The following is an 18,829-nucleotide window of genomic DNA, read 5'->3' on the forward strand; positions in this document are numbered from 1 at the left end:
GAACTCCACAACACCTTCACAACTGCCGCAGATGCCCTCCACGTTCGATCCCTATGGTCGTCCCCATGCAGGGACCTGCGGTTACCGGCCAGCGCCGGGTGCTCGTCGTCGAGGACGAGCCGACCATCGCGGCGTCGGTCGCCGCGCGGCTGCGCGCCGAGGGCTTCCTCGTCGACGTCGCGCAGGACGGGCCGTCGGCGGTGGCGGCGTTCGCTCGCGTCGAACCGGACCTCGTCGTGCTCGACGTGATGCTGCCGGGTTTCGACGGGCTCGAGGTCTGCCGCAGGATCCAGGCGCGGCGGGCGGTGCCGGTGATCATGCTGACCGCCCGGGACGCCGAGACCGACCTGCTCGTCGGGCTGGCCGTCGGCGCCGACGACTACCTGACGAAGCCGTTCTCGATCCGCGAGCTGGCCGCGCGCGTGCACGCGCTCTTCCGCAGGGTGGACCGGGCCGCCGAGCAGCACGCGCCCGCGCCGTCGGACCGGATCGTGCTCGGCGAGCTGGAGATCGACGTCGCGCAGCGGCGGGTGTGGGCCCGTGGCGAGCAGGCGCACCTCACGCCGACGGAGTTCGACCTGCTGGTGCACCTCGCCGGGCAGCCGCGCACCGTGCTGCCGCGCGACGTCCTGCTCTCGAACGTGTGGGGCTGGTCTGACGCCGCCGGCACCAGGACGGTCGACAGCCACATCAAGGCGCTGCGCCGCAAGCTCGGCGCCGACCTCATCCGGACCGTGCACGGCGTCGGCTACGCGCTGGAGGTGCCGCAGTGACGTTCATCGACCGCGCGGCGGCGCTCGCCGAGCTGCTGCCGCGACCGCTCGACCCGGTGCGCTCGATCAAACTCAAGATCAGCATCTTGCTGCTGTTCTCCGGTGCGGCCGGCCTCGTCTACCTCTACTACGAGTTCCGGTGGCAGCCGCCGGTGCCGATCACGCTGGTGACGGTGGCGATCGTGCTGGTCACCGCGCAGGTGCTCGCGCACGGCATGACCCGGCCGATCCGGGAGATGATCGTCGCGGCGCGGGCCATGGCGCGCGGCGACTACACCCAGCGGGTCAGGGCGTCATCGCGCGACGAGGTGGGCGAGCTCGCCGCGGCCTTCAACCTGATGGCGGCCGATCTCGCAGCGGCCGACCAACAGCGACGTGAGCTGATCGCCAACGTCTCGCACGAGCTGCGCACGCCCATCGCGGCGCTGCAGGCCGTGCTGGAGAACGTCGTCGACGGGGTCGCCCGACCCGACCCCGCGACCCTGCGCACCGCGCTCTCGCAGACCGAACGCCTCGGACGGCTCGTGACGGAGCTGCTCGACCTCTCCCGCATCGACGCCGGGGCGCTCTCGCTCACGCCGGAGCTCTTCGAGCTCGCGCCGATGCTCGCCGACGCCGTCGCCGAGGCACGGGTCGCGGCCGACGTCATCGGGCGTGGGGTGGGCTTCCGCATCGACGTCGAGCCGCCTCGGCTCACCGCGCTCGCCGATCGCGGGCGGCTGCACCAGGTCGTGGTCAACCTGCTGGACAACGCGGCGCGGCACAGCCCGCCACATACGGACGTCCGGGTGACCGGACGACATGAAGGGGGACGTCTCGTGCTGGAGGTACAAGACAGCGGACCGGGCATCGCGGTCGAGGACCGCGACCGGGTCTTCAACCGGTTCACCCGAGGGGAGCGGGCCGTGGGGGGCGGCACCGGGCTCGGGCTGGCCATCGCACGCTGGGTGGTCGACCTGCACGGCGGGCGTATCGGGGTGGTGGCGCCGGATGCCACGGCGGCGGCCGCGCCGCTTCCCGGGTGCCGGATCCGCGTGACCCTGCCGGGGCAGCCATGAGCGCCGACGAGAAGCCGGAGCCGAGCACCGACGCCGAGGGGCCCGCAGAGGGATCCGACGAAAGACCGGCCGCCCTGGAAGGACCGGCGGAGCCGGTGCCAGCCTTGGCCCCGGGCGGGCAGAGCGTGTGGTCGGCCCCGCCGATGCCGGCAGCCGGCCGGCTCGCACTGAAGGTCGACCCGTCCGCACCTCCCGGTCCACCATTCGGCCCGCCGGTCGGCCCACCATCCGGCGCCGCGCCGCGCCACCCGGGACTGGGGCCGGCGGTCCCGTACCCGCCGCCACAGCCGCTGTTCGCGTGGTGGCCCCGCCCTGCGTCGCCGCCGTCGCGCCGCATCCTCGGCTGTGCCGCGGCCGCAGGGGTCGTCGCTGCCATCGCGGTGCCCGAGGGCCGTGCCGGGGTGGGTTTCCTGGTGACCGCGCTGGTGATGACGGTAGCCTGGCTCGCGGTCGGCCGGCCGCAGCGCCCGACCCACGCCGCACTGCCCCACCTGCTGTGGGGCGTCGCCGCGGTCGGCCTCGTGGCTGTCACCGTGGTGCGCGACGCCGAGTGGCTCGCCGCGCTGTGCCTGCTCATGGCCTGCGTCGCCGGCTCGCTCGCCGTGGCCGGCCGCTCGTTCGCGACGGTGCTGGGTGGTGTCGTCGCAGTGCCGATCGCGGCGATGCGTGCCGTGCCGTGGACGGCACGCGGCCTGACGACGCTGCGGCACGGCGCGGGCGGCGTCCGGGTCCTGCTCTCGGTGCTCGCCGCCGTGGTGGTGCTCGTGGTGTTCGTGCCGCTGCTCGCCGCCGCCGACGCCGCGTTCGCCAGCCTCGTCGACGCCGTCGTCCCGACCCTCGACCTGTCGTCGGCGATCCGGTGGGCCGTGCTGTTCGCCCTGGCCGCGCTCGGCGTGCTCGGCGCCTGCTTCGTGCTGGTGGCGCCGCCGCAACGGACGGAACGGGCGGAACGGCCCACGCGGCTGCAGCTGCGGGACTGGGTCATCCCGGTCGGCGTGCTCGTGCTGCTCTTCGTCGTGTTCGTCGGCGTGCAGTTCGCGGCGCTCTTCGGCGGCGACGAGTACGTGCGGCGGACGACCGGCCCCTCCTACGCGGAGTACGCCCGCAGCGGCTTCGGCCAGCTGGTGGCGGTCACGCTGCTCACGCTCGGGGTGCTCGTGCTCGCCATGCGGTTCGCACCGGCGACGACAGCGAAGGAGCGGCGCTGGAAGCGCACGCTGCTGGCGGTGCTCGTCGCGCTCACGCTGGTGATCATCGCGTCGGCGCTCAGCCGCATGTGGCTCTACCAGCAGGCGTACGGGTTCACCGTGCTCCGCCTGCTCGTGCTCACCTTCGAGCTGTGGCTGGGCCTGGGTTTCTTGCTGGTGCTGGTCGGGGTGCTCCGGCTGCGGCACGCGGGGCTCGCCCGCGGGATGCTCGCGGCCGGCGTCGCCGCCCTGCTCGGGCTGGCGGTGCTGAACCCGGAGGGTTTCATCGCCGAGCACAACATCGCGCGACTGGCGGACAGCGGCAAGGTCGACGTGGGGTACCTGAGCACACTCTCGGCGGACGCCGTGCCGGCGCTGCAGCAGCTGCCCGAGCCGCACCGCACGTGCGCGCTGGGGACGATCGCGCAGCGGCTACCGGAGACCGACGACTGGCGCAGCGCCAACATCGCCCGCGCGCAGGCGCGGGAGGCGCTGGCGGGCGCGGCCGCACCGAACTGCTCGGACGGCAGTCGCTGACCCGGCCGCATGCCCCATCGTGCTCGGGGTGGGGGTCGGGCGGCCGCGCCCGGCACTCGGTCTAGTTGAGGCGCAGCTCGGCGGCGGCCTTCACCGTGTCGGACTGGTGCTTGAGCACCACGCCGAGCGTCGCGCGGACGGCGTCGTCGTCGAGGGTGTCCATGCCGAGCGCGAGCAGCGTGCGTCCCCAGTCGATCGTCTCGGCGACGGACGGCGACTTGCGCAGCTCCAGCCCGCGCAGCACCCGGACCGTGCGGACGAGCGCGTCGACGAGCGCCTCGGCGAGCTCCGGCACGCGCGAGAGCACGATGCGCCGCTCCAGCTCCGCGTCGGGGAAATCGAGGTGCAGGAAGAGGCAGCGGCGCTTGAGCGCCTCCGACAGCTCACGCGTCGAGTTGGAGGTGAGCAGCGCGAACGGGCGGCGGGTCGCCGTGATCGTGCCCATCTCCGGGACGGTCACCTGGAAGTCGGAAAGCACCTCCAGCAACAGTCCCTCGACCTCGACGTCGGCCTTGTCGATCTCGTCGACGAGCAGGACGGTCGGGTCGGGGCGGCTGATCGCCGTGAGCAGCGGGCGCGGGAGCAGGAACTCCTCGGAGAAGACGTCGTCGCGCGTCTCGTCCCACGACTCCTTGCCCTGGCCCGCGGTGATCCGCAGCAGCTGCTTCGCATGGTTCCACTCGTAGAGCGCCCGTGCCTCGTCGATGCCCTCGTAGCACTGCAGCCGGACTAGCCCCGATCCGGTGCACTCCGCGACGGCCTTGGCGAGCTCGGTCTTGCCGACCCCGGCCGGGCCCTCGACGAGCAGCGGCTTGCCCAACCGGTCGGCGAGGAACACGGTCGTCGCGACGGCCGTCGAGGCCAGGTAGCCGACGCCGGCCAGCCGCTCGGCGACGTCCGCGACCGAGCCGAACATCGGTGTCTGGTTGGGGCTCACGGCGCCATCCTGCCCTGCGTCCTGCCGATCCGCCCAGCCTGCAGCCCACCCGGAAGGAGTGAGCCGGGTCGCTCCACCGATGCGGAGACGGCGGTGCCCCACCCGGCACCCTGTCGGTGCGGTCGGCCACCATGGGTCCGTGACGACGACCGAGCGGGAACTCCGCGACCGCGCCGAGGACGTGCTGGCCACGCTCGCCGGAGCGGGAGCCCGGCTGCGCGAGGACCAGTGGACCGCCATCCACGCGCTCGTGGCGCAGCGGCGGCGAGCGCTCGTCGTCCAGCGCACCGGGTGGGGCAAGTCGGCCGTGTACTTCGTGGCGACGGCGCTGCTGCGGGCGTCGGGGGCCGGGCCGACGGTGATCGTCTCGCCGCTGCTGGCGCTGATGCGCAACCAGATTGACGCCGCGCAGCGGGCCGGGATCAGAGCCGTCACCGTCAACTCCGCCAACACGTCCGACTGGGAGCGCACCTACGCCGCGGTCGCCGACGGCGAGGTCGACGTGCTGCTCGTCAGCCCCGAACGGCTGAACAACCCCGACTTCCGCGACCGCGTGCTGCCCCGGCTCACCGCGAGCGCCGGCATGCTCGTCGTCGACGAAGCGCACTGCATCTCCGATTGGGGCCACGACTTCCGCCCCGATTACCGCAGGCTCCGCGCGCTGATCAACGACCTGCCCGAGGGCATCCCGGTGCTCGCGACCACCGCAACCGCCAACGACCGCGTGGTCGTCGACGTCACCGAGCAGCTGGGACTAGCGGCGGGCGAGCCGCTGGTGCTTCGTGGCTCGCTCGACCGGGAGAGCCTGCGGCTCTCGGTGGTCCGGCTGGCGACCCCGGCGCAGCGGCTGGGCTGGCTGGCCGCGCACCTCGACGACCTGCCGGGCGCCGGCATCATCTACACGCTGACGATCGCAGGGGCCGAGGAGGTCGCCGATTTCCTGCGCGAGCGCGGCTACCCCGTCGCGTCCTACAGCGGCAAGACCGAGCCGGAGGAGCGCCTCGCCGCCGAGGGCGACCTGCTCGCCAACCGGGTCAAGGCGCTGGTCGCGACCAGCGCGCTCGGAATGGGCTTCGACAAGCCCGACCTGGGGTTCGTCGTGCACCTCGGCGCGCCGGCCTCCCCGGTGGCGTACTACCAGCAGATCGGACGCGCCGGACGCGCCGTCGAGCGGGCCGAGGTCGTGCTGCTGCCCGGCCACGAGGACCGCGACATCTGGGCGTACTTCGCGTCGCTCGCGTTCCCGCCGGAGCCGCTGGTGCGCCAGACGCTGCAGGTGCTCGACGCCGCTGAGGGCCCGCTCTCGACCGCCGCGATCGAGACCAGGGTCGATCTCTCCCGCACCCGGCTGGAGATGCTGCTCAAGGTGCTCGACAGCGACGGAGCCGCGAAGCGCGTCAAGGGCGGGTGGATCAGCACCGGCGAGTCGTGGGTCTACGACAGGGAGCGCCACCAGCGGATCGCCGAGGCCCGCAAGGCCGAGCAGCAGGCGATGCTGGCCTACATCGCGTCCGACGAGTGCCGCCTCGCATTCCTGCGCCGCCAGCTCGACGACCCGCAGGCCGGTCCGTGCGGGCGGTGCGACAACTGCGCGGGTGCGGCGTGGAGCAGCGACGTCGACGCGAGCGCCACAGCGGCGGCGGGCGAGCGGCTCGCGAAGCCCGGTGTGGAGGTGCCGCCGCGCAAGCAGTGGCCGAGCGGGATGGCCGAGCTGGACGTCCCGGCGTCCGGGCGCATCCCGGCCGCGGAGCTCGCCGAGACCGGACGGGTCATCGGCAGGCTCTCCGACATCGGCTGGGGCACGCGCCTGCGCGAGCTCACGCAGGGCGAGGACGCCCCGATCCCGAAGGACGTGCTCGACGCGTGCGTGCGGGTGCTCGCCGGTTGGGGCTGGGAGGAGCGGCCCGTCGGCGTCGTGGGGATCGGTTCCCGCACCCGTCCGCACCAGCTCGACCACCTCTCCCGGCGGATCTCGGAGATCGGCAGGCTGCCGCTGCTCGGGATGCTGGAGCCCGTCGGCGGGCGGCCGGAGGCGCACGCGAACTCGGCCCAGCGGCTCGCCGCGGTGTGGGGCGCGTTCGCCCAGCCGGGTTTTGCTGTGCCGCAGGGCCCGGTGCTGCTCATCGACGACGTGATCGACACCGGCTGGACGATGACGGTCGCGGCCCGGCTGCTGCGGCAGGCCGGCGCCACCGCGGTGCTGCCGCTCGCGCTGGCGCTCGCAGGCTGAGCAGGTCGGGCCCGGCCAAGTTACCGCCGGTAAGTTAGACTGGGCCGATGCCCCACGACCTCGCACTCAAGGCCATGAACGCCGTCCACCGGCTGATGCTGGGTGCCTCCGGCGGCAAGCTCGGGTGGGACGCCGGCGGCATGCCGGTTCTCGAGCTCACCACCGTCGGACGCAAGAGCGGGCAGCGCCGCGCTGTCATGCTCACCTCCCCGTTGCAGGAGGGCGACCGGATCGTGGTCGTCGCCTCCCGCGGTGGCGACGACCACCACCCGGCGTGGTTCCTCAACCTGCGCGACGAGCCGAACGTCGAGGTTGCGTACCGGGGTGGCCCCAAGCGACCGATGATCGCCCGCATCGCCGCCCCCGACGAGCGGGCCCGCATGTGGCCCACGGTCACGAAGCGCTATCGCGGCTACGCCGGCTACCAGCGGCGCACCGAGCGGGAGATCCCGCTGGTCGTGCTGGAGCCGGTGCCGACCGCCTGACGTCTCCCGGCGTGACCTCCGGTCGGGCGGAGGATCACGTGACGGGCGCGTGCCATGTCGTCAACACCCGCGCGCTCGGGGTCGCCACCACGGCCGAGCCCGGCGCCACGGTGACGGGCAGCGGGCGCGGCGCAACCACGAGGCCGAGGTCGGCGGCCTGCGGGGAACCCGCCGCTTCCCATTCCGCAAGCGCGAGGAGCATCCGCTCCGCGGGCCCGCGGCCGTCGATCCCGAACGCCCGCACCGCGGAGGTGTCACCGGTCGCGGCGGCCAGCGCAACACCGCGCCCCGGCCCGACGAGCGCAACTCCCGCGTGGGTCGGGCCGACCGCGAACATGCTCTCGGCGAGCAGACCCGCCGGCTGGTTCGCGCTCAGCCGGACCATCCGCGGATCGTTGAGCGCCAACCACAGCCCGAACCCGTCCCAGACGTCCCGCGGGCCCAGCGGCACCGGCGAGCCGCGCACCGGCCCCGGCGCGGCCAACGCCGCGATCACGTCCGCGGGATCGGGGACGGTCTCGGCGTCCTCCGGCAGGAGCATCGCCAGCTCGTCGCCGAGCATGACCGTGGTGTCCGGGCCGGCGCCGATGCCGCGCAGCCTGATGAACGCGCACCCCCGCACCGAGTCGCTGTAGAGCAGGCCGTCCGTGCCGAGGTCCAGCGACACCGACAGCTGGCTGCCCCGCACCGCGAGCGGCAGCAGCAACCTGCCGCCGGCGGAGAGCTGTGCCACCCACTCCGGACGCACGTCGGAGCTGCCGACGGTCAGCACGATCCGGTCGTACGGCGCGTTCTCCGCGTATCCGAGCGCGCCGTCGGCGCAGACCAGCCGCACCCCGCTGACCCCGGCCGCAGCGAGGTGGCGCTCCGCGGAGTCGATCAGCTCCTGGTCGATGTCGACGGCGGTCACCGAGCCGGTCGGGCCGACCATCCTGGCCATCAGCGCCGCGTTGTACCCGGTGCCGGCGCCGATCTCCAGCACCCGGTGGCCGGGGCGGACCGCGAGCTGCTCCAGCATGATCGCCATCATCGACGGCTGCGACGCCGAGCTGGTCGCGACGCCGTCGACGAGCTGCACGGCAACCGCCTCGTCGGCGTAGGCCATCTCGATCGGGAAGTCGGGGACGAACAGGTGCCGTGGCACGTTGCGGAACGCATCCTCGACCGTTGAGCTGACGACCCGGCCCGAGTCGCACAAAGCGGCCACCATGCGGGATCGGGCACGCTCGGCAGTCGTCATCACGCCGAGTGTGACGGCGTGCACAGCCGACGACAAGCGGAGGCCGAGCCCCTGCCGGCTCAGCTGTCGATCAGCGGCACCAGGTCGTCGGCATGAACCACTTCCCGGCGCTGCTCAGGCGGCAGCTCGCGGCTGCGCCGCCCGATGAGGTCGGGCAGCTCACCGGCGTCGAACCCGACCACGCCGCGGGCCACCACGGCGCCGGTCGGGCCGACGAGGTCGACGACGTCACCTGCGACGAAGTCGCCGGAGATCCCGTGGATACCGGCGGCGAGCAGCGAACGGCGGCGCCCGATCACGGCGGCGACGGCCCCGGCGTCGAGCATCAGCGAGCCGCGCACGTCGGCGGCGTGGCGCAACCAGAACCGCCGCGCCGACATGCGCCTACCCGAAGGGCGGAACGCGGTGCCGACCTTCGGCCCGTCGACGCCCGTCTCCAGCGCGGCCGCAACGTCCTCCGCCGCGGCGAGCAGCACCGGGATGCCGGCAGCGGCGGCCATCGCGGCCGCCGTGATCTTCGTGGCCATCCCGCCGGTGCCGAGGCTGCCCGCGCCGGGCCGCGCGACGGTGACCGCCTCCAGGTCCGTCGGCGCGTCGACGTCGGTGAGCAGTCGGGCGCCCGGCCGGCGCGGGTCGCCGTCGTAGAGCCCGTCGACGTCCGAGAGCAGCACCAGCGCGTCGGCCCCGATCAGGTGCGCCACCAGCGCGGCGAGCCGGTCGTTGTCGCCCACGCGGATCTCGTCGGTCGCCACCGTGTCGTTCTCGTTCACGACCGGCAGCACCCCGAGCCCGAGCAACCGCTCCAGGGTGCGCTGGGCGTTGCGATAGTGGGCACGACGGATCATGTCGTCGGCGGTGAGCAGCACCTGGCCGATCGACTGGCCGTGACGCGCGAACGATGCCCCGTACGCCTGCGCGAGCAGCAGCTGCCCGACCGCGGCGGCTGCCTGCTGGGTCGCGAGGTCACGGGGGCGGCGGGCTAGCCCGAGCGGGGCCAGCCCGGCCGCGATCGCCCCGGATGAGACGAGCACAACCTGACTGCCCGCGGCCGACCTGGCCGCCAGTGCGTCGACGAGCGCATCTAGCCGCTGCGGGTCGAGTCCTCCGGTGAGGCTGGTCAGCGACGACGAGCCGACCTTCACCACGACCCGCCGTGCGGCGGCGAGCTGCGCCCGTGCGCTCATTCTTCGCTCGACGAGAGCTCGATCTGCAGCTCGGCGTCGGTGCGGTGCTTGCGGCGGTCGATCCTGGCCGCCTTGCGCTCCGCCGCACCGATCCGGTCGGTCTGCTCCAGCCGCCGGTCGGTGCCGCGGCCCGACATCATCGCGGCGATACCGGCCGGGGTGCTCGGCTCCCAGTCGAACGTGACGTCGCCGATCGTCACCGGGCAGCCCGGCTGCGCACCGGCTCTGGCGAGCGCGTCCTCGACGCCGAGGCGGGCCAACCGGTCGGCCAGGTAGCCGACGGCCTCGTCGTTGTCGAAGGACGTCTGCCGGATCCAGCGCTCGGGCCGGGCGCCCCGCACGACGAAGCCGCCAGGCAGGTCCGGGTCGACGTCGATGGTGAAGCCGGAGTCGTCGACGGCCGTCGGCCGCAGCACGATGCGGGTCGGCTCGGCAACGGGCTGCGCGGCCCGGTAGGCGTGCACTTCCTTGGCCATCGCGAACGTCAGCTCACGCAGCCCGCTGCGGCTGACGGCTGAGATCGGGAAGACCCGCCAGCCGTAGCGCTCGGTGATCTCGGCGGCGACCAGCTCGGACATGTCCTTCGCGTCCGGGACGTCGATCTTGTTGAGCGCCACGAGGCGCGGCCGGTCGGCCAGCTCCCCGCCCAGCGCCGGCGTGTAGCGGGAGAGCTCGTCCTCCAGCGCCTGGATGTCGGAGAGCGGGTCGCGACCCGGCTCGAACGTCGCACAGTCGACGACGTGCACCAGCACCGAGCAGCGTTCGATGTGCCGCAGGAAGTCGAGCCCGAGACCGCGGCCCTCGGAGGCGCCGGGGATCAGGCCGGGCACGTCGGCGACGGTGTAGATCTCGTCACCTGCGCTCACGACACCCAGCTGCGGCACGAGCGTGGTGAACGGGTAGTCGGCGATCTTCGGCCGGGCCGCGGACAGCGCCGCCACCAGCGACGACTTGCCGGCCGAGGGGAAGCCGAGCAACCCGACGTCGGCCATGGAGCGCAGCTCCAGCACGAGGTCGACGCTCTCGCCGGGCTCACCGAGCAGCGCGAAGCCGGGCGCCTTGCGCGCCGCGGACGCCAGCGCCGCGTTGCCCAGCCCACCTCGGCCCCCTTCGGCCGCGACGAACCGGGTGCCGGCACCGACCAGGTCGGCGACGATCTCGCCGCCGGCCGAGAACACAACCGTGCCGTCGGGCACGCGCAGCTCGAGGTCTTCCGCGTTCGCGCCGGCCCGGAAGCCGCCCTGCCCCTGCTTGCCGTTGCGCGCGGCGGCGTGCGGGCGGTGGTGGAAGTCGAGCAGGGTGTGCACACCCTGGTCGACGACGAGCACGACCGAACCGCCGCGCCCTCCGTTGCCACCGTCAGGGCCGCCGAGCGGCTTGAACTTCTCGCGGTGCACCGAGGCGCAGCCGTTGCCGCCCGCCCCCGCCGCGGCGTGCAGCACCACGCGGTCCACGAACTTCGACATCGACTCTCCTCAACCTGAACACGACAACGGCGGACCACCCCGAGGGCGGCCCGCCGTTGTCGGAAAAACGCTGGTGGTGCGGCCTCAGACAGAGGCCGGCACGATGTTCACGACCTTGCGGCCGCGGGTGTAGCCGAACTCGACCGCGCCGTCGATCAGCGCGAACAGCGTGTCGTCGCCGCCGCGGCCGACCCCGGTGCCGGGGTGGAACTTGGTGCCGCGCTGCCGGACGATGATCTCGCCCGCGCCGACGACCTGGCCGCCGAAGCGCTTCACACCGAGCCGCTGTGCGTTGGAGTCGCGCCCGTTGCGCGAGCTGGACGCACCCTTCTTGTGTGCCATGGCCCGAGTCTCCTACTACTTCGCGATGCCGGTGACCTGGACCTTCGTCAGGGGCTGACGGTGCCCCTGACGCTTGTGGTACCCGGTCTTGTTCTTGAACTTGTGGATGCGGATCTTCGGACCCTTGGTGTGCGCGACCACCGTGGCCGAAACGGTCGCGCCGGCGAGGGCGTCCGCGTCGGTGGTGACGTCGTCCCCATCAACCAGGAGCACCGCGGGGAGGGTGATCTCCGCGCCGGGCTCACCATCGATCTTCTCGACGGTGACCACGTCGTCGACGGCCACCTTGTACTGCTTACCGCCGGTCTTGACGATCGCGTACATCGACGCACTGCTCCTGAAGCTCGGGGGACGAAGCGCAAGGTTGCCCTTGCGCGGACCGCGGCTCAGGCATGGCCGAGCGCGGTGCAGGTATCCCAGGGTACGGAAGGCTTTCCTGAAGGGTCAAACCGGGTCGCCCCCTTCGGGGCTCGACGCGGCCGACGTCACATCGTCGCTGGTCACGGCGTTGTCTGTCGCGTTGTCTGCGGCGTTGTCCGGCGCAGTCTCCGGGGCCGGCGGACCGGCCGGCCGGGATGCCGCCCGACGCGCGCGGCGCGGGCGGGTGGTCGCCACCGGCTCGGGCTGCGGAGCCACCGGCGGCGGTGTGACGGAGAGCGGCGCCGCCGGCGTGGCGGACGCCACATCCGGATCGACCGGAACGGTGAGCACAACCGCGGCAGGCGCACCGGCCGCGACGTCGGGAGCACCGGCCGAGCGGGTGACCCGACCGCGCCTGCGCGCCGGGCGAGGGCTCTCGACCTGCTCGGGCTCTACGACAGGTTCCAGGACCTGTTCCTCGACAGGTGCAGGAGCGGACGCTCCGACCGTCTCGGCGACGGGCTCGGCGTGCCGCGCCACGTCGCGCTCGACGACAACCTCCTCGACGGCGTCGGCCGCCACGTCGGCGGTCTCGCGCTGCGGCTCCGGGCGGGTCTCGACGACCACCGACGACGGCGCCGCCTCGACCTCGCCGGCCCCGACCGCCACAGCTGCGTCGGCTGCCTCGACCTCAACGGTTTCGGACGGCTCAGTTTCGGACGGCGCGTCGGACGGACGGTTGCGCGGCACCATGCCACCCAGCGGCGGCGCAGTCTCCTTTTGCGCAGTCTCCTTGTGCGCGACCTCGCCGTTCTGGGTGCTCCCGTTCTGGGCGCTCCCGTTCTGGGCGGACTCGTCGCGCCGCGCGTCGTGGCCGTTGCGCTCCTGCTCGCCCTCGCCGCGGCGGCGGCCACGGGAACGGCGCCCGCCGCCCTCGCCGCCGGCGCGGCCGGAACGTTCGGGGTCGGCCTTCTCCACCACGGGCTCGGGCGTGACGATCACGCCTCGGCCCCGGCAGTGCTCGCACTGCGTCGAGAAGTGCTCGAGCAGCCCGCCGCCGACCCGCTTGCGGGTCATCTGCACCAACCCGAGCGAGGTGACCTCGGCGACCTGGTGGCGCGTCCGGTCGCGGGCGAGGCACTCGGTGAGCCTGCGCAGCACGAGGTCGCGGTTGGCCTCCAGCACCATGTCGATGAAGTCGATCACGATGATGCCGCCGATGTCGCGCAGCCGCAGCTGGCGCACGACCTCCTCGGCCGCCTCGAGGTTGTTGCGGGTGACCGTCTCCTCGAGGTTGCCGCCGGACCCGGTGAACTTGCCGGTGTTGACGTCGATGACCGTCATGGCCTCGGTGCGGTCGATCACCAGCGTGCCGCCCGAGGGCAGCCAGACCTTGCGGTCGAGCGCCTTGAGCAGCTGCTCGTCGATGCGGTAGGCCGCGAACACGTCGGTGGTGCCGACGTGGCGGTGCAGCCGCTCGCCCAGCTCGGGCGCGACGTGCCCGACGTAGTTCTGCAACGTCTCCCACGCCTCGTCGCCCTCGACGACGAGCCGGGAGAAGTCCTCGTTGAACTGGTCGCGGACGACCTTGATCAGCAGGTCGGGCTCTTCGTAGAGGAGCGTGGGCGCCTTGGGCTTGTTCGGGCCGGTCTGCTCCGACCTGGTCTTCACGACCTCCCACTGCGCCTGCAGCCTGCGGACGTCGCGTTCGAGCGCTTCGTGGCTCACACCCTCCGACGCCGTGCGGATGATCACCCCGGCGTCGCTGGGGACGATCTCCTTCAGCATGTCCTTGAGCCGCTTGCGCTCGACGTCGGGCAGCTTGCGACTGATCCCGGCGGCGCCGCCGCTCGGCACGTAGACGAGGAACCGGCCGGCCAGGCTGATCTGCGTGGTCAGCCGCGCGCCCTTGTGCCCGATGGGGTCCTTCGTGACCTGCACGAGCACGCTGTCGCCGCTCTGCAGCGCCTGCTCGATGCGGCGGGCCTTGCCACCCAGACCGGCGGCGTCCCAGTCGACCTCGCCGGCGTAGAGCACGGCGTTGCGGCCACGGCCGATGTCGACGAACGCGGCCTCCATGCTGGGCAGGACGTTCTGCACGCGGCCCAGGTAGATGTTGCCGACCATCGAGCCACCGTCGCGACCGGCGACGAAGTGCTCGACGAGCACGTCGTCCTCCAGGACGGCCATCTCGATGCGGTCGCCGCGCTCGCGCACGACCATCGAGCGGTCGACCGCTTCGCGGCGGGCGAGGAACTCGGCCTCGGAGAGGATCGGGACACGCCGGCGGCCGGCGTCGCGCCCGTCGCGGCGGCGCTGGCGCTTCGCCTCGAGCCGGGTGGAACCGCGCACGCTCTGCACGCCGTCGCCCTCGTCGTCGCGCTCGCTGCGGGGCGCGCGGACCCTGGTGACGGTGCCGGGCGGGTCGTCGTTCGAGTCGGCGTCGTCGGCCCCCTTGCGGCGGCGACGCCTGCGGCGCCGGCGCGACCCGACGGCCTCGCCGTCGGACTCCGACTCGTCGTCGCCATCGGACTCGGCGTCCTCGCTGCTGCTCTCGGCGTCGTCGCCATCGTGGCCGGACTCGTCGTCCTCGCCCTCCGGCTGGCCCGACTCGTCGGACTCGTCGCCGAGGTCGCCCTCGCCGCCACGACCACGACCACGGCCGCGGCGACCGCGCCTGCGGCGCCTGCGGGTGCCGGACTCGTCGTCGCCGTCGACGTCGGTCTCGCCGCTCTCGGTGTCGTCGGCTTCGTCGACGACCGGTGGCTCGACGATCTCCTCAGGCTCGGGCGACGACACGGGCTCGGTGGCGCGGGCGCCGCGGCGGGTGCGTGCGCGGCGACCGGTCGGGGTCGGCGGCTCGGCGTCCTGGATGCCCGGCTCCGGCTCCGCGGCAGCGACGGGCTCCGCCGGCTCGGCGACCGCGGCCTTGCGGCGACGCGTCGGGCGCGTCGGCTCCTGGAACAGGGGGGTCGGCGGCGCGAACACCGGCGCGAGCGCGGCAGGCTGCGCCGGCTCGGCCTGCGGGGTCGGCTCAGGAGCGGCGAGGGCTTCAGGAGCCGCCGCCGGCTCAGCGGCCGCGGCACCCGGCTGAAGTGCCGTAACGACCTGCTCAGCTGCCTTGCGGTCGATGCTGGACTGCGCGCTGCGGGCGTCCACGCCAAGATCGGCGAGCGCGCCGAGGACCTCCCGGCTGGTGCGGCCGAGCAGCTTCGCGAGCGCGTGCACCCGCATCTTCTCGGGCAGGTCGTCCAGGGCAGGTACGGTGACCGGCCCGCCGGTGCTACCGGCGGGCGAATCGATATTCGACATTCAGCTCCTCCGCCCCCGGGCGCCCTCGATGAAGGCGGCCGCGCAGGGGCACGTGCAGTTCTCTCTCCACGCGGTGCGCGGAAAGCAATCCTCGGTCTCGCTCCGCCCCGGAGGGCGGCCGTGCTCCGACAGCGTGCCGGTGACCGGCGGTAGCGCCGGTGCGCCCGGTCTACTCGCTCAGGCCCGGGTGGTTACCCGATCGGAGCCGAGTGGATCGGTGAGCGCGCCTCCGTGGTCGAGCAGGCCCTGCGCCATCCGGGTCGCCTTCGCGGGCACCGGCGGCTTCAGACCTGCGACAACGTCGAGTGCACCCAACACGTCATCGGGTCGGACGGCAGGTGTGGACTGTCGCACGACCGCAGTCATTATCGCACAGACTTCGTCCCCGCCGGTGGGTATCGCCGGTGACTCCCCCGACGGAGACCGTTTCGCAGCCGTCCCGTCCGGCGTGTCGACACGCACGAGAGCTGCGCGGACGTCGATCTGCTTGCGTCCGGAAGGTGTGATGCGCTCGACGACGACCGACTCCTGCGCGAGGAGCGCGTCGAGCGCGGCACGCAGCTCGGCCTGCCCGACACCGGGCAGCTCGAACGACCAGATGCTGGCGTCGATGCGGTCGCTGAGCGCCGCTCCCTCCGCGACGGCCGCGGCGAGGACGTCCAGCCCTTCGGGTAGGGCGGCGTCGAGCGCGGTGGCGAGCGCGGCCGGGTCGACCGGGCTGGTCAGCCCGATCTCGACGAACTCCGCCTCGCTCGCCGCGCCGGTCGGCGCCGCCCCGATCCAGGACAGCCGCGGGTGCGGGCTGAACCCGTGCGAGTGCGCGACGGGGACGCCGGCCCTGCGCACGGCCCGCTCGAAGCTGCGCGCCACGTCGCGATGGGAGAGGAACCGCAGCCTGCCCCGCTTGGCGAACCGCAGCCGCACCCGCATGACGGTGGGCGGGGCCGGGTTCGCGGCCTCACCGGGGCGCACTCGTGCCATGCCGGGCACTCTACGAGCGCCGGCTCGGTCGCCGCCGGGGCGGCCCCGGGCGGCGTGCCTGGAAAGTGGCTTTCCAGGCGTGTGGGGCCGGGAAAGTGGCTTTCCAGGCAACACGTGCGGGACGCACGCACCCGCCCCTTGCGTCGGCCGTTGGTCAGCGGCCGGGGTCGAGGGAAAGCAGGTCGGTGGCCCGGTCGAACCCCGCACGCTGGTAGAACGCCGCGCTGCCGGCCGTCGGGGAGAGCAGCAGCCGGCGGTAGCGCCGCGTGCGGGCGTGCTCGATCACGGCGCCGAGCAGGGCGCCGGGCACCCCCTTGTCGGCGAAGGTGGCCAGCACGAACGCGTTGCCGACGTGCCCGATGCGGCCGCTGCGCGCACCCGGGCGCGGCATGTGCACGATCTCGACGACGTTGATCGAACCGACGGCGGTGAAGCCGCTGCGCGGGGTGCCGACCTCGGCCAGCCAGAACGTGCGGCGGGGAAGCTCGACCCGCCACCACTGCTCGAAGGCGGCCTCGAACCCCGGATCGCCGACGGACTGCCCTGCGCGTTCCTCGAGCCACGCCCGGCGCAGGCCGGCGAGCGCGGCCATGTCCCGCTCGTCGGCGACCCTGATGCCGACCTGCGAATGCGCGGCGCTCTCAGCCACCCGTGCCCGTGTCCTCGCCGCGATCACTCGCGGCAGCCCGCAGCGGGTTCACGACCGTGAGCGGCAACAGCGTCGTGCCACTGGGGCCGACCTCGATGTCCGTGCCGGTCGACGGGCACACGCCGCAGTCGAAGCACGGCGTCCAGCGGCAGTCGTCCTGCTCACGACCGTCGAGCGCGTCCTGCCAGTCGTCCCACAGCCACTCGCGTTCGAGGCCGGAGTCGAGGTGGTCCCACGGCAGCACCTCATCGCGCCCGCGCTCGCGGGTGGTGAACCAGTCGAGCGAGACCCCGAGCGGCTCCAGCTCGGCGGCCGCCGCGGTGATCCAGCGCTCGTAGGAGAAGTGCTCGCTCCAGCCGTCGAACCGGCCGCCCTCGCGCCAGACGCGCTCGATCACTCGCCCGACCCTGCGGTCGCCGCGGGCCAGCAGGCCTTCGATCAGCGACGGCTGCCCGTCGTGGTAGCGCATCCCGATGTTGCGGCCGATCTTGCGGTCGCTGTTGACCGCGGCGCGCAGCTTGCGGAGGCGGTCGTCGACGACGTCGGGGTGCGCCTGCGCCGCCCACTGGAACGGGGTGTGCGGCTTGGGCACGAACCCGCCGATCGAGATGGTGCAGCGGATGTCGTTGCGGCCCGACGCCGCCCGGCCGGCCTTGATCACGCGGTGCGCCATGCCCGCGATCTCGAGGACGTCCTCGTCCTCTTCGGTCGGCAGCCCGCACATGAAGTAGAGCTTGACCTGGCGCCAGCCCTGCGCGAACGCCTCGCTGACGGTGCGGATGAGGTCCTCCTCCGACACCATCTTGTTGATCACTCGCCGGATCCGTTCCGAGCCGCCCTCCGGGGCGAAGGTGAGCCCGGAGCGGCGGCCGTTGCGGCTGATCTCGTTGGCGAGGTCGATGTTGAACGCGTCGACGCGGGTGGAGGGCAGCGACAGCGAGGTGTTCGTGCCCTCGTAGCGGTCGGCGAGACCCTTCGTGACCTCGGCGATCTCGGAGTGGTCGGCGCTGGAGAGCGAGAGCAGCCCGACCTCGTCGAACCCGCTCGCGCGCACGGCGGAGTCGACCATCTCGCCGATGCCCTGCAGCGACCGCTCCCGCACCGGACGGGTGATCATCCCGGCCTGGCAGAAGCGGCAGCCGCGCGTGCAGCCGCGGAAGATCTCGACGCTGGCGCGCTCGTGGACGGTCTCGGCGAGCGGGACGAGCGGCGCCTTCGGGTAGGGCCACGAGTCGAGGTCGGTGGTGGTGCGCTTGGTGACCGTGCCGGGCACGCCGTCCTCGACCGGACTGACGTCGGCGATCGCGCCGTCGTCCGCGTAGCTCACCGCGTAGAGCGAGGGGACGTAGCAGCCGTCGGTCGCGGCGAGGCGGCGCAGCAGCTCGTGGCGCCCGCCGGGGCGGCCCTGCGCCTTCCACTCCTTCACTACGTCGGTGATCTCGCCGACGACCTCCTCGCCATCGCCGATCGCGGCGACGTCGATGAAGTCGGCGATCGGCTCCGGGTTGAAAGCGGCGTGGCCGCCCGCGACGACGACCGGCGCGTCGACGTCGCGGTCGGTGGCGTGCAGCGGGATGCCGGCGAGGTCGAGCGCGGTGAGCAGGTTCGTGTAGCCGAGCTCGGTGGAGAAGCTGACACCGATCAGGTCGAACGCGCCGAGCGGGCGGTGTCCGTCGACGGTGAAGGCGGGCACACCGTGCTCGCGCATGAGCGCCTCGAGGTCGGGCCACACGGCGTAGCAGCGCTCCGCGAGCGCGTCGGCCCGCTCGTTCAATACTTCGTAGAGGATCATGACGCCCTGGTTGGGCAGGCCGACCTCGTAGGCATCGGGGTACATGAGCGCCCACCGGACAGCGGCCGAATCCCAATCCTTGCTCTGCGCGTTCAGCTCACCGCCGACGTACTGCACGGGTTTGGCGACCTTGGGCAGCAGTGGCTCGAGCTCGGCGAAGACGGACGGGGCTGTCACGCTGACCCAGGGTAGCCCCATCCTGGACACGGGCCGGTGGCCGGTTGCACTCAGTGTGATCACGGGCCGCCCAGGAGGCCGTGCCGGTCGCTACCGTCGCCGGACCGGCGGAGGGGATG

General features: G+C 73.1%; 15 protein-coding genes. 5 read left to right on the plus strand and 10 right to left on the minus strand.

Annotated features, from left to right (window positions below; all coding sequences use genetic code 11):
• The first annotated feature begins 65 nt into the window (after positions 1 to 65).
• Genes LL648_RS14475 through LL648_RS14485 form a run of 3 tightly spaced genes read left to right on the plus strand, consistent with a single transcriptional unit; the run spans position 66 to position 3,555 of the window.
• Positions 66 to 773, plus strand: a complete 708-nt coding sequence (locus tag LL648_RS14475; protein WP_232663036.1) for a response regulator transcription factor — start codon at positions 66 to 68, stop codon at positions 771 to 773.
• Positions 770 to 1,831, plus strand: coding sequence for a HAMP domain-containing sensor histidine kinase (locus tag LL648_RS14480; RefSeq protein WP_232663037.1), 1,062 nt, complete (start codon positions 770 to 772; stop codon positions 1,829 to 1,831). The genes LL648_RS14475 and LL648_RS14480 overlap by 4 nt, the downstream gene beginning before the upstream one ends.
• On the plus strand, positions 1,828 to 3,555 hold the full coding sequence (locus LL648_RS14485; RefSeq protein WP_232663038.1) for a DUF4153 domain-containing protein: 1,728 nt from the start codon (positions 1,828 to 1,830) through the stop codon (positions 3,553 to 3,555). The genes LL648_RS14480 and LL648_RS14485 overlap by 4 nt, the downstream gene beginning before the upstream one ends.
• Before the next feature lie 61 nt (positions 3,556 to 3,616).
• Here the strand turns inward: LL648_RS14485 and LL648_RS14490 are convergent, their stop codons facing one another.
• Positions 3,617 to 4,471, minus strand: a complete 855-nt coding sequence (locus LL648_RS14490; RefSeq protein WP_232663110.1) for an AAA family ATPase — start codon at positions 4,469 to 4,471, stop codon at positions 3,617 to 3,619.
• A gap of 100 nt (positions 4,472 to 4,571) precedes the next feature.
• Between LL648_RS14490 and LL648_RS14495 the strand changes: the two genes are divergently transcribed.
• Together LL648_RS14495 and LL648_RS14500 are read left to right on the plus strand one after the other, a co-directional pair.
• Positions 4,572 to 6,722, plus strand: coding sequence for a RecQ family ATP-dependent DNA helicase (locus tag LL648_RS14495; protein ID WP_374112041.1), 2,151 nt, complete (start codon positions 4,572 to 4,574; stop codon positions 6,720 to 6,722).
• A 47-nt stretch (positions 6,723 to 6,769) separates the two neighbouring features.
• Positions 6,770 to 7,207 carry a nitroreductase/quinone reductase family protein gene (locus LL648_RS14500; protein ID WP_232663040.1) on the plus strand — a complete coding sequence of 146 codons (438 nt, stop codon included), beginning with the start codon at positions 6,770 to 6,772 and terminating at the stop codon, positions 7,205 to 7,207.
• A gap of 34 nt (positions 7,208 to 7,241) precedes the next feature.
• Here the strand turns inward: LL648_RS14500 and LL648_RS14505 are convergent, their stop codons facing one another.
• The 9 genes from LL648_RS14505 to LL648_RS14545 form a co-directional block, all read right to left on the minus strand.
• A complete protein-coding gene (locus LL648_RS14505) occupies positions 7,242 to 8,447 on the minus strand; it encodes a methyltransferase domain-containing protein (RefSeq protein WP_232663041.1) in 1,206 nt (401 codons plus the stop codon).
• A gap of 59 nt (positions 8,448 to 8,506) precedes the next feature.
• A complete protein-coding gene (gene proB / locus LL648_RS14510; RefSeq protein WP_232663042.1) occupies positions 8,507 to 9,631 on the minus strand; it encodes a glutamate 5-kinase in 1,125 nt (374 codons plus the stop codon).
• Entirely contained in the window at positions 9,628 to 11,097 is a 1,470-nt protein-coding gene (gene obgE, locus LL648_RS14515) for a GTPase ObgE (protein ID WP_232663043.1), read from the minus strand. Before obgE ends, proB begins: the two co-directional genes overlap by 4 nt.
• 84 nt (positions 11,098 to 11,181) lie before the next feature.
• Positions 11,182 to 11,439 carry a 50S ribosomal protein L27 gene (gene rpmA / locus LL648_RS14520; protein ID WP_232663044.1) on the minus strand — a complete coding sequence of 86 codons (258 nt, stop codon included), beginning with the start codon at positions 11,437 to 11,439 and terminating at the stop codon, positions 11,182 to 11,184.
• 15 nt (positions 11,440 to 11,454) lie between these two features.
• Positions 11,455 to 11,763 carry a 50S ribosomal protein L21 gene (rplU, locus tag LL648_RS14525; RefSeq protein WP_232663045.1) on the minus strand — a complete coding sequence of 103 codons (309 nt, stop codon included), beginning with the start codon at positions 11,761 to 11,763 and terminating at the stop codon, positions 11,455 to 11,457.
• A 120-nt stretch (positions 11,764 to 11,883) separates the two neighbouring features.
• Entirely contained in the window at positions 11,884 to 15,111 is a 3,228-nt protein-coding gene (locus LL648_RS14530; protein ID WP_232663046.1) for a translation initiation factor IF-2 N-terminal domain-containing protein, read from the minus strand.
• A gap of 177 nt (positions 15,112 to 15,288) precedes the next feature.
• Positions 15,289 to 16,092, minus strand: a complete 804-nt coding sequence (locus tag LL648_RS14535) for a TIGR03936 family radical SAM-associated protein (RefSeq protein ID WP_232663047.1) — start codon at positions 16,090 to 16,092, stop codon at positions 15,289 to 15,291.
• 154 nt (positions 16,093 to 16,246) lie between these two features.
• On the minus strand, positions 16,247 to 16,741 hold the full coding sequence (locus LL648_RS14540; RefSeq protein ID WP_232663048.1) for a GNAT family N-acetyltransferase: 495 nt from the start codon (positions 16,739 to 16,741) through the stop codon (positions 16,247 to 16,249).
• Complete coding sequence (locus tag LL648_RS14545) at positions 16,734 to 18,710, minus strand: TIGR03960 family B12-binding radical SAM protein (RefSeq protein ID WP_232663049.1); 1,977 nt, start codon at positions 18,708 to 18,710, stop codon at positions 16,734 to 16,736. The genes LL648_RS14540 and LL648_RS14545 overlap by 8 nt, the downstream gene beginning before the upstream one ends.
• Positions 18,711 to 18,829: the final 119 nt, after the last annotated feature.

Origin of the sequence: Pseudonocardia sp. TRM90224, from assembly GCF_021245725.1 — a bacterium.
Lineage (GTDB): Bacteria > Actinomycetota > Actinomycetes > Mycobacteriales > Pseudonocardiaceae > Pseudonocardia.

Excerpts from the sequence above, each read along its gene's own strand:
- LL648_RS14475 (WP_232663036.1), top strand. The coding sequence starts at position 66 with ATGCAGGGACCTGCGGTTACCGGCCAGCGCCGGGTGCTCGTCGTCGAG.
- LL648_RS14485 (WP_232663038.1), top strand. The coding sequence starts at position 1,828 with ATGAGCGCCGACGAGAAGCCGGAGCCGAGCACCGACGCCGAGGGGCCC.
- LL648_RS14490 (WP_232663110.1), bottom strand. The coding sequence starts at position 4,471 with ATGTTCGGCTCGGTCGCGGACGTCGCCGAGCGGCTGGCCGGCGTCGGC.
- LL648_RS14495 (WP_374112041.1), top strand. The coding sequence starts at position 4,572 with ATGCGGAGACGGCGGTGCCCCACCCGGCACCCTGTCGGTGCGGTCGGC.
- LL648_RS14500 (WP_232663040.1), top strand. The coding sequence starts at position 6,770 with ATGCCCCACGACCTCGCACTCAAGGCCATGAACGCCGTCCACCGGCTG.
- LL648_RS14505 (WP_232663041.1), bottom strand. The coding sequence starts at position 8,447 with ATGACGACTGCCGAGCGTGCCCGATCCCGCATGGTGGCCGCTTTGTGC.
- proB (WP_232663042.1), bottom strand. The coding sequence starts at position 9,631 with ATGAGCGCACGGGCGCAGCTCGCCGCCGCACGGCGGGTCGTGGTGAAG.
- obgE (WP_232663043.1), bottom strand. The coding sequence starts at position 11,097 with ATGTCGAAGTTCGTGGACCGCGTGGTGCTGCACGCCGCGGCGGGGGCG.
- rpmA (WP_232663044.1), bottom strand. The coding sequence starts at position 11,439 with ATGGCACACAAGAAGGGTGCGTCCAGCTCGCGCAACGGGCGCGACTCC.
- rplU (WP_232663045.1), bottom strand. The coding sequence starts at position 11,763 with ATGTACGCGATCGTCAAGACCGGCGGTAAGCAGTACAAGGTGGCCGTC.
- LL648_RS14530 (WP_232663046.1), bottom strand. The coding sequence starts at position 15,111 with ATGTCGAATATCGATTCGCCCGCCGGTAGCACCGGCGGGCCGGTCACC.
- LL648_RS14535 (WP_232663047.1), bottom strand. The coding sequence starts at position 16,092 with ATGGCACGAGTGCGCCCCGGTGAGGCCGCGAACCCGGCCCCGCCCACC.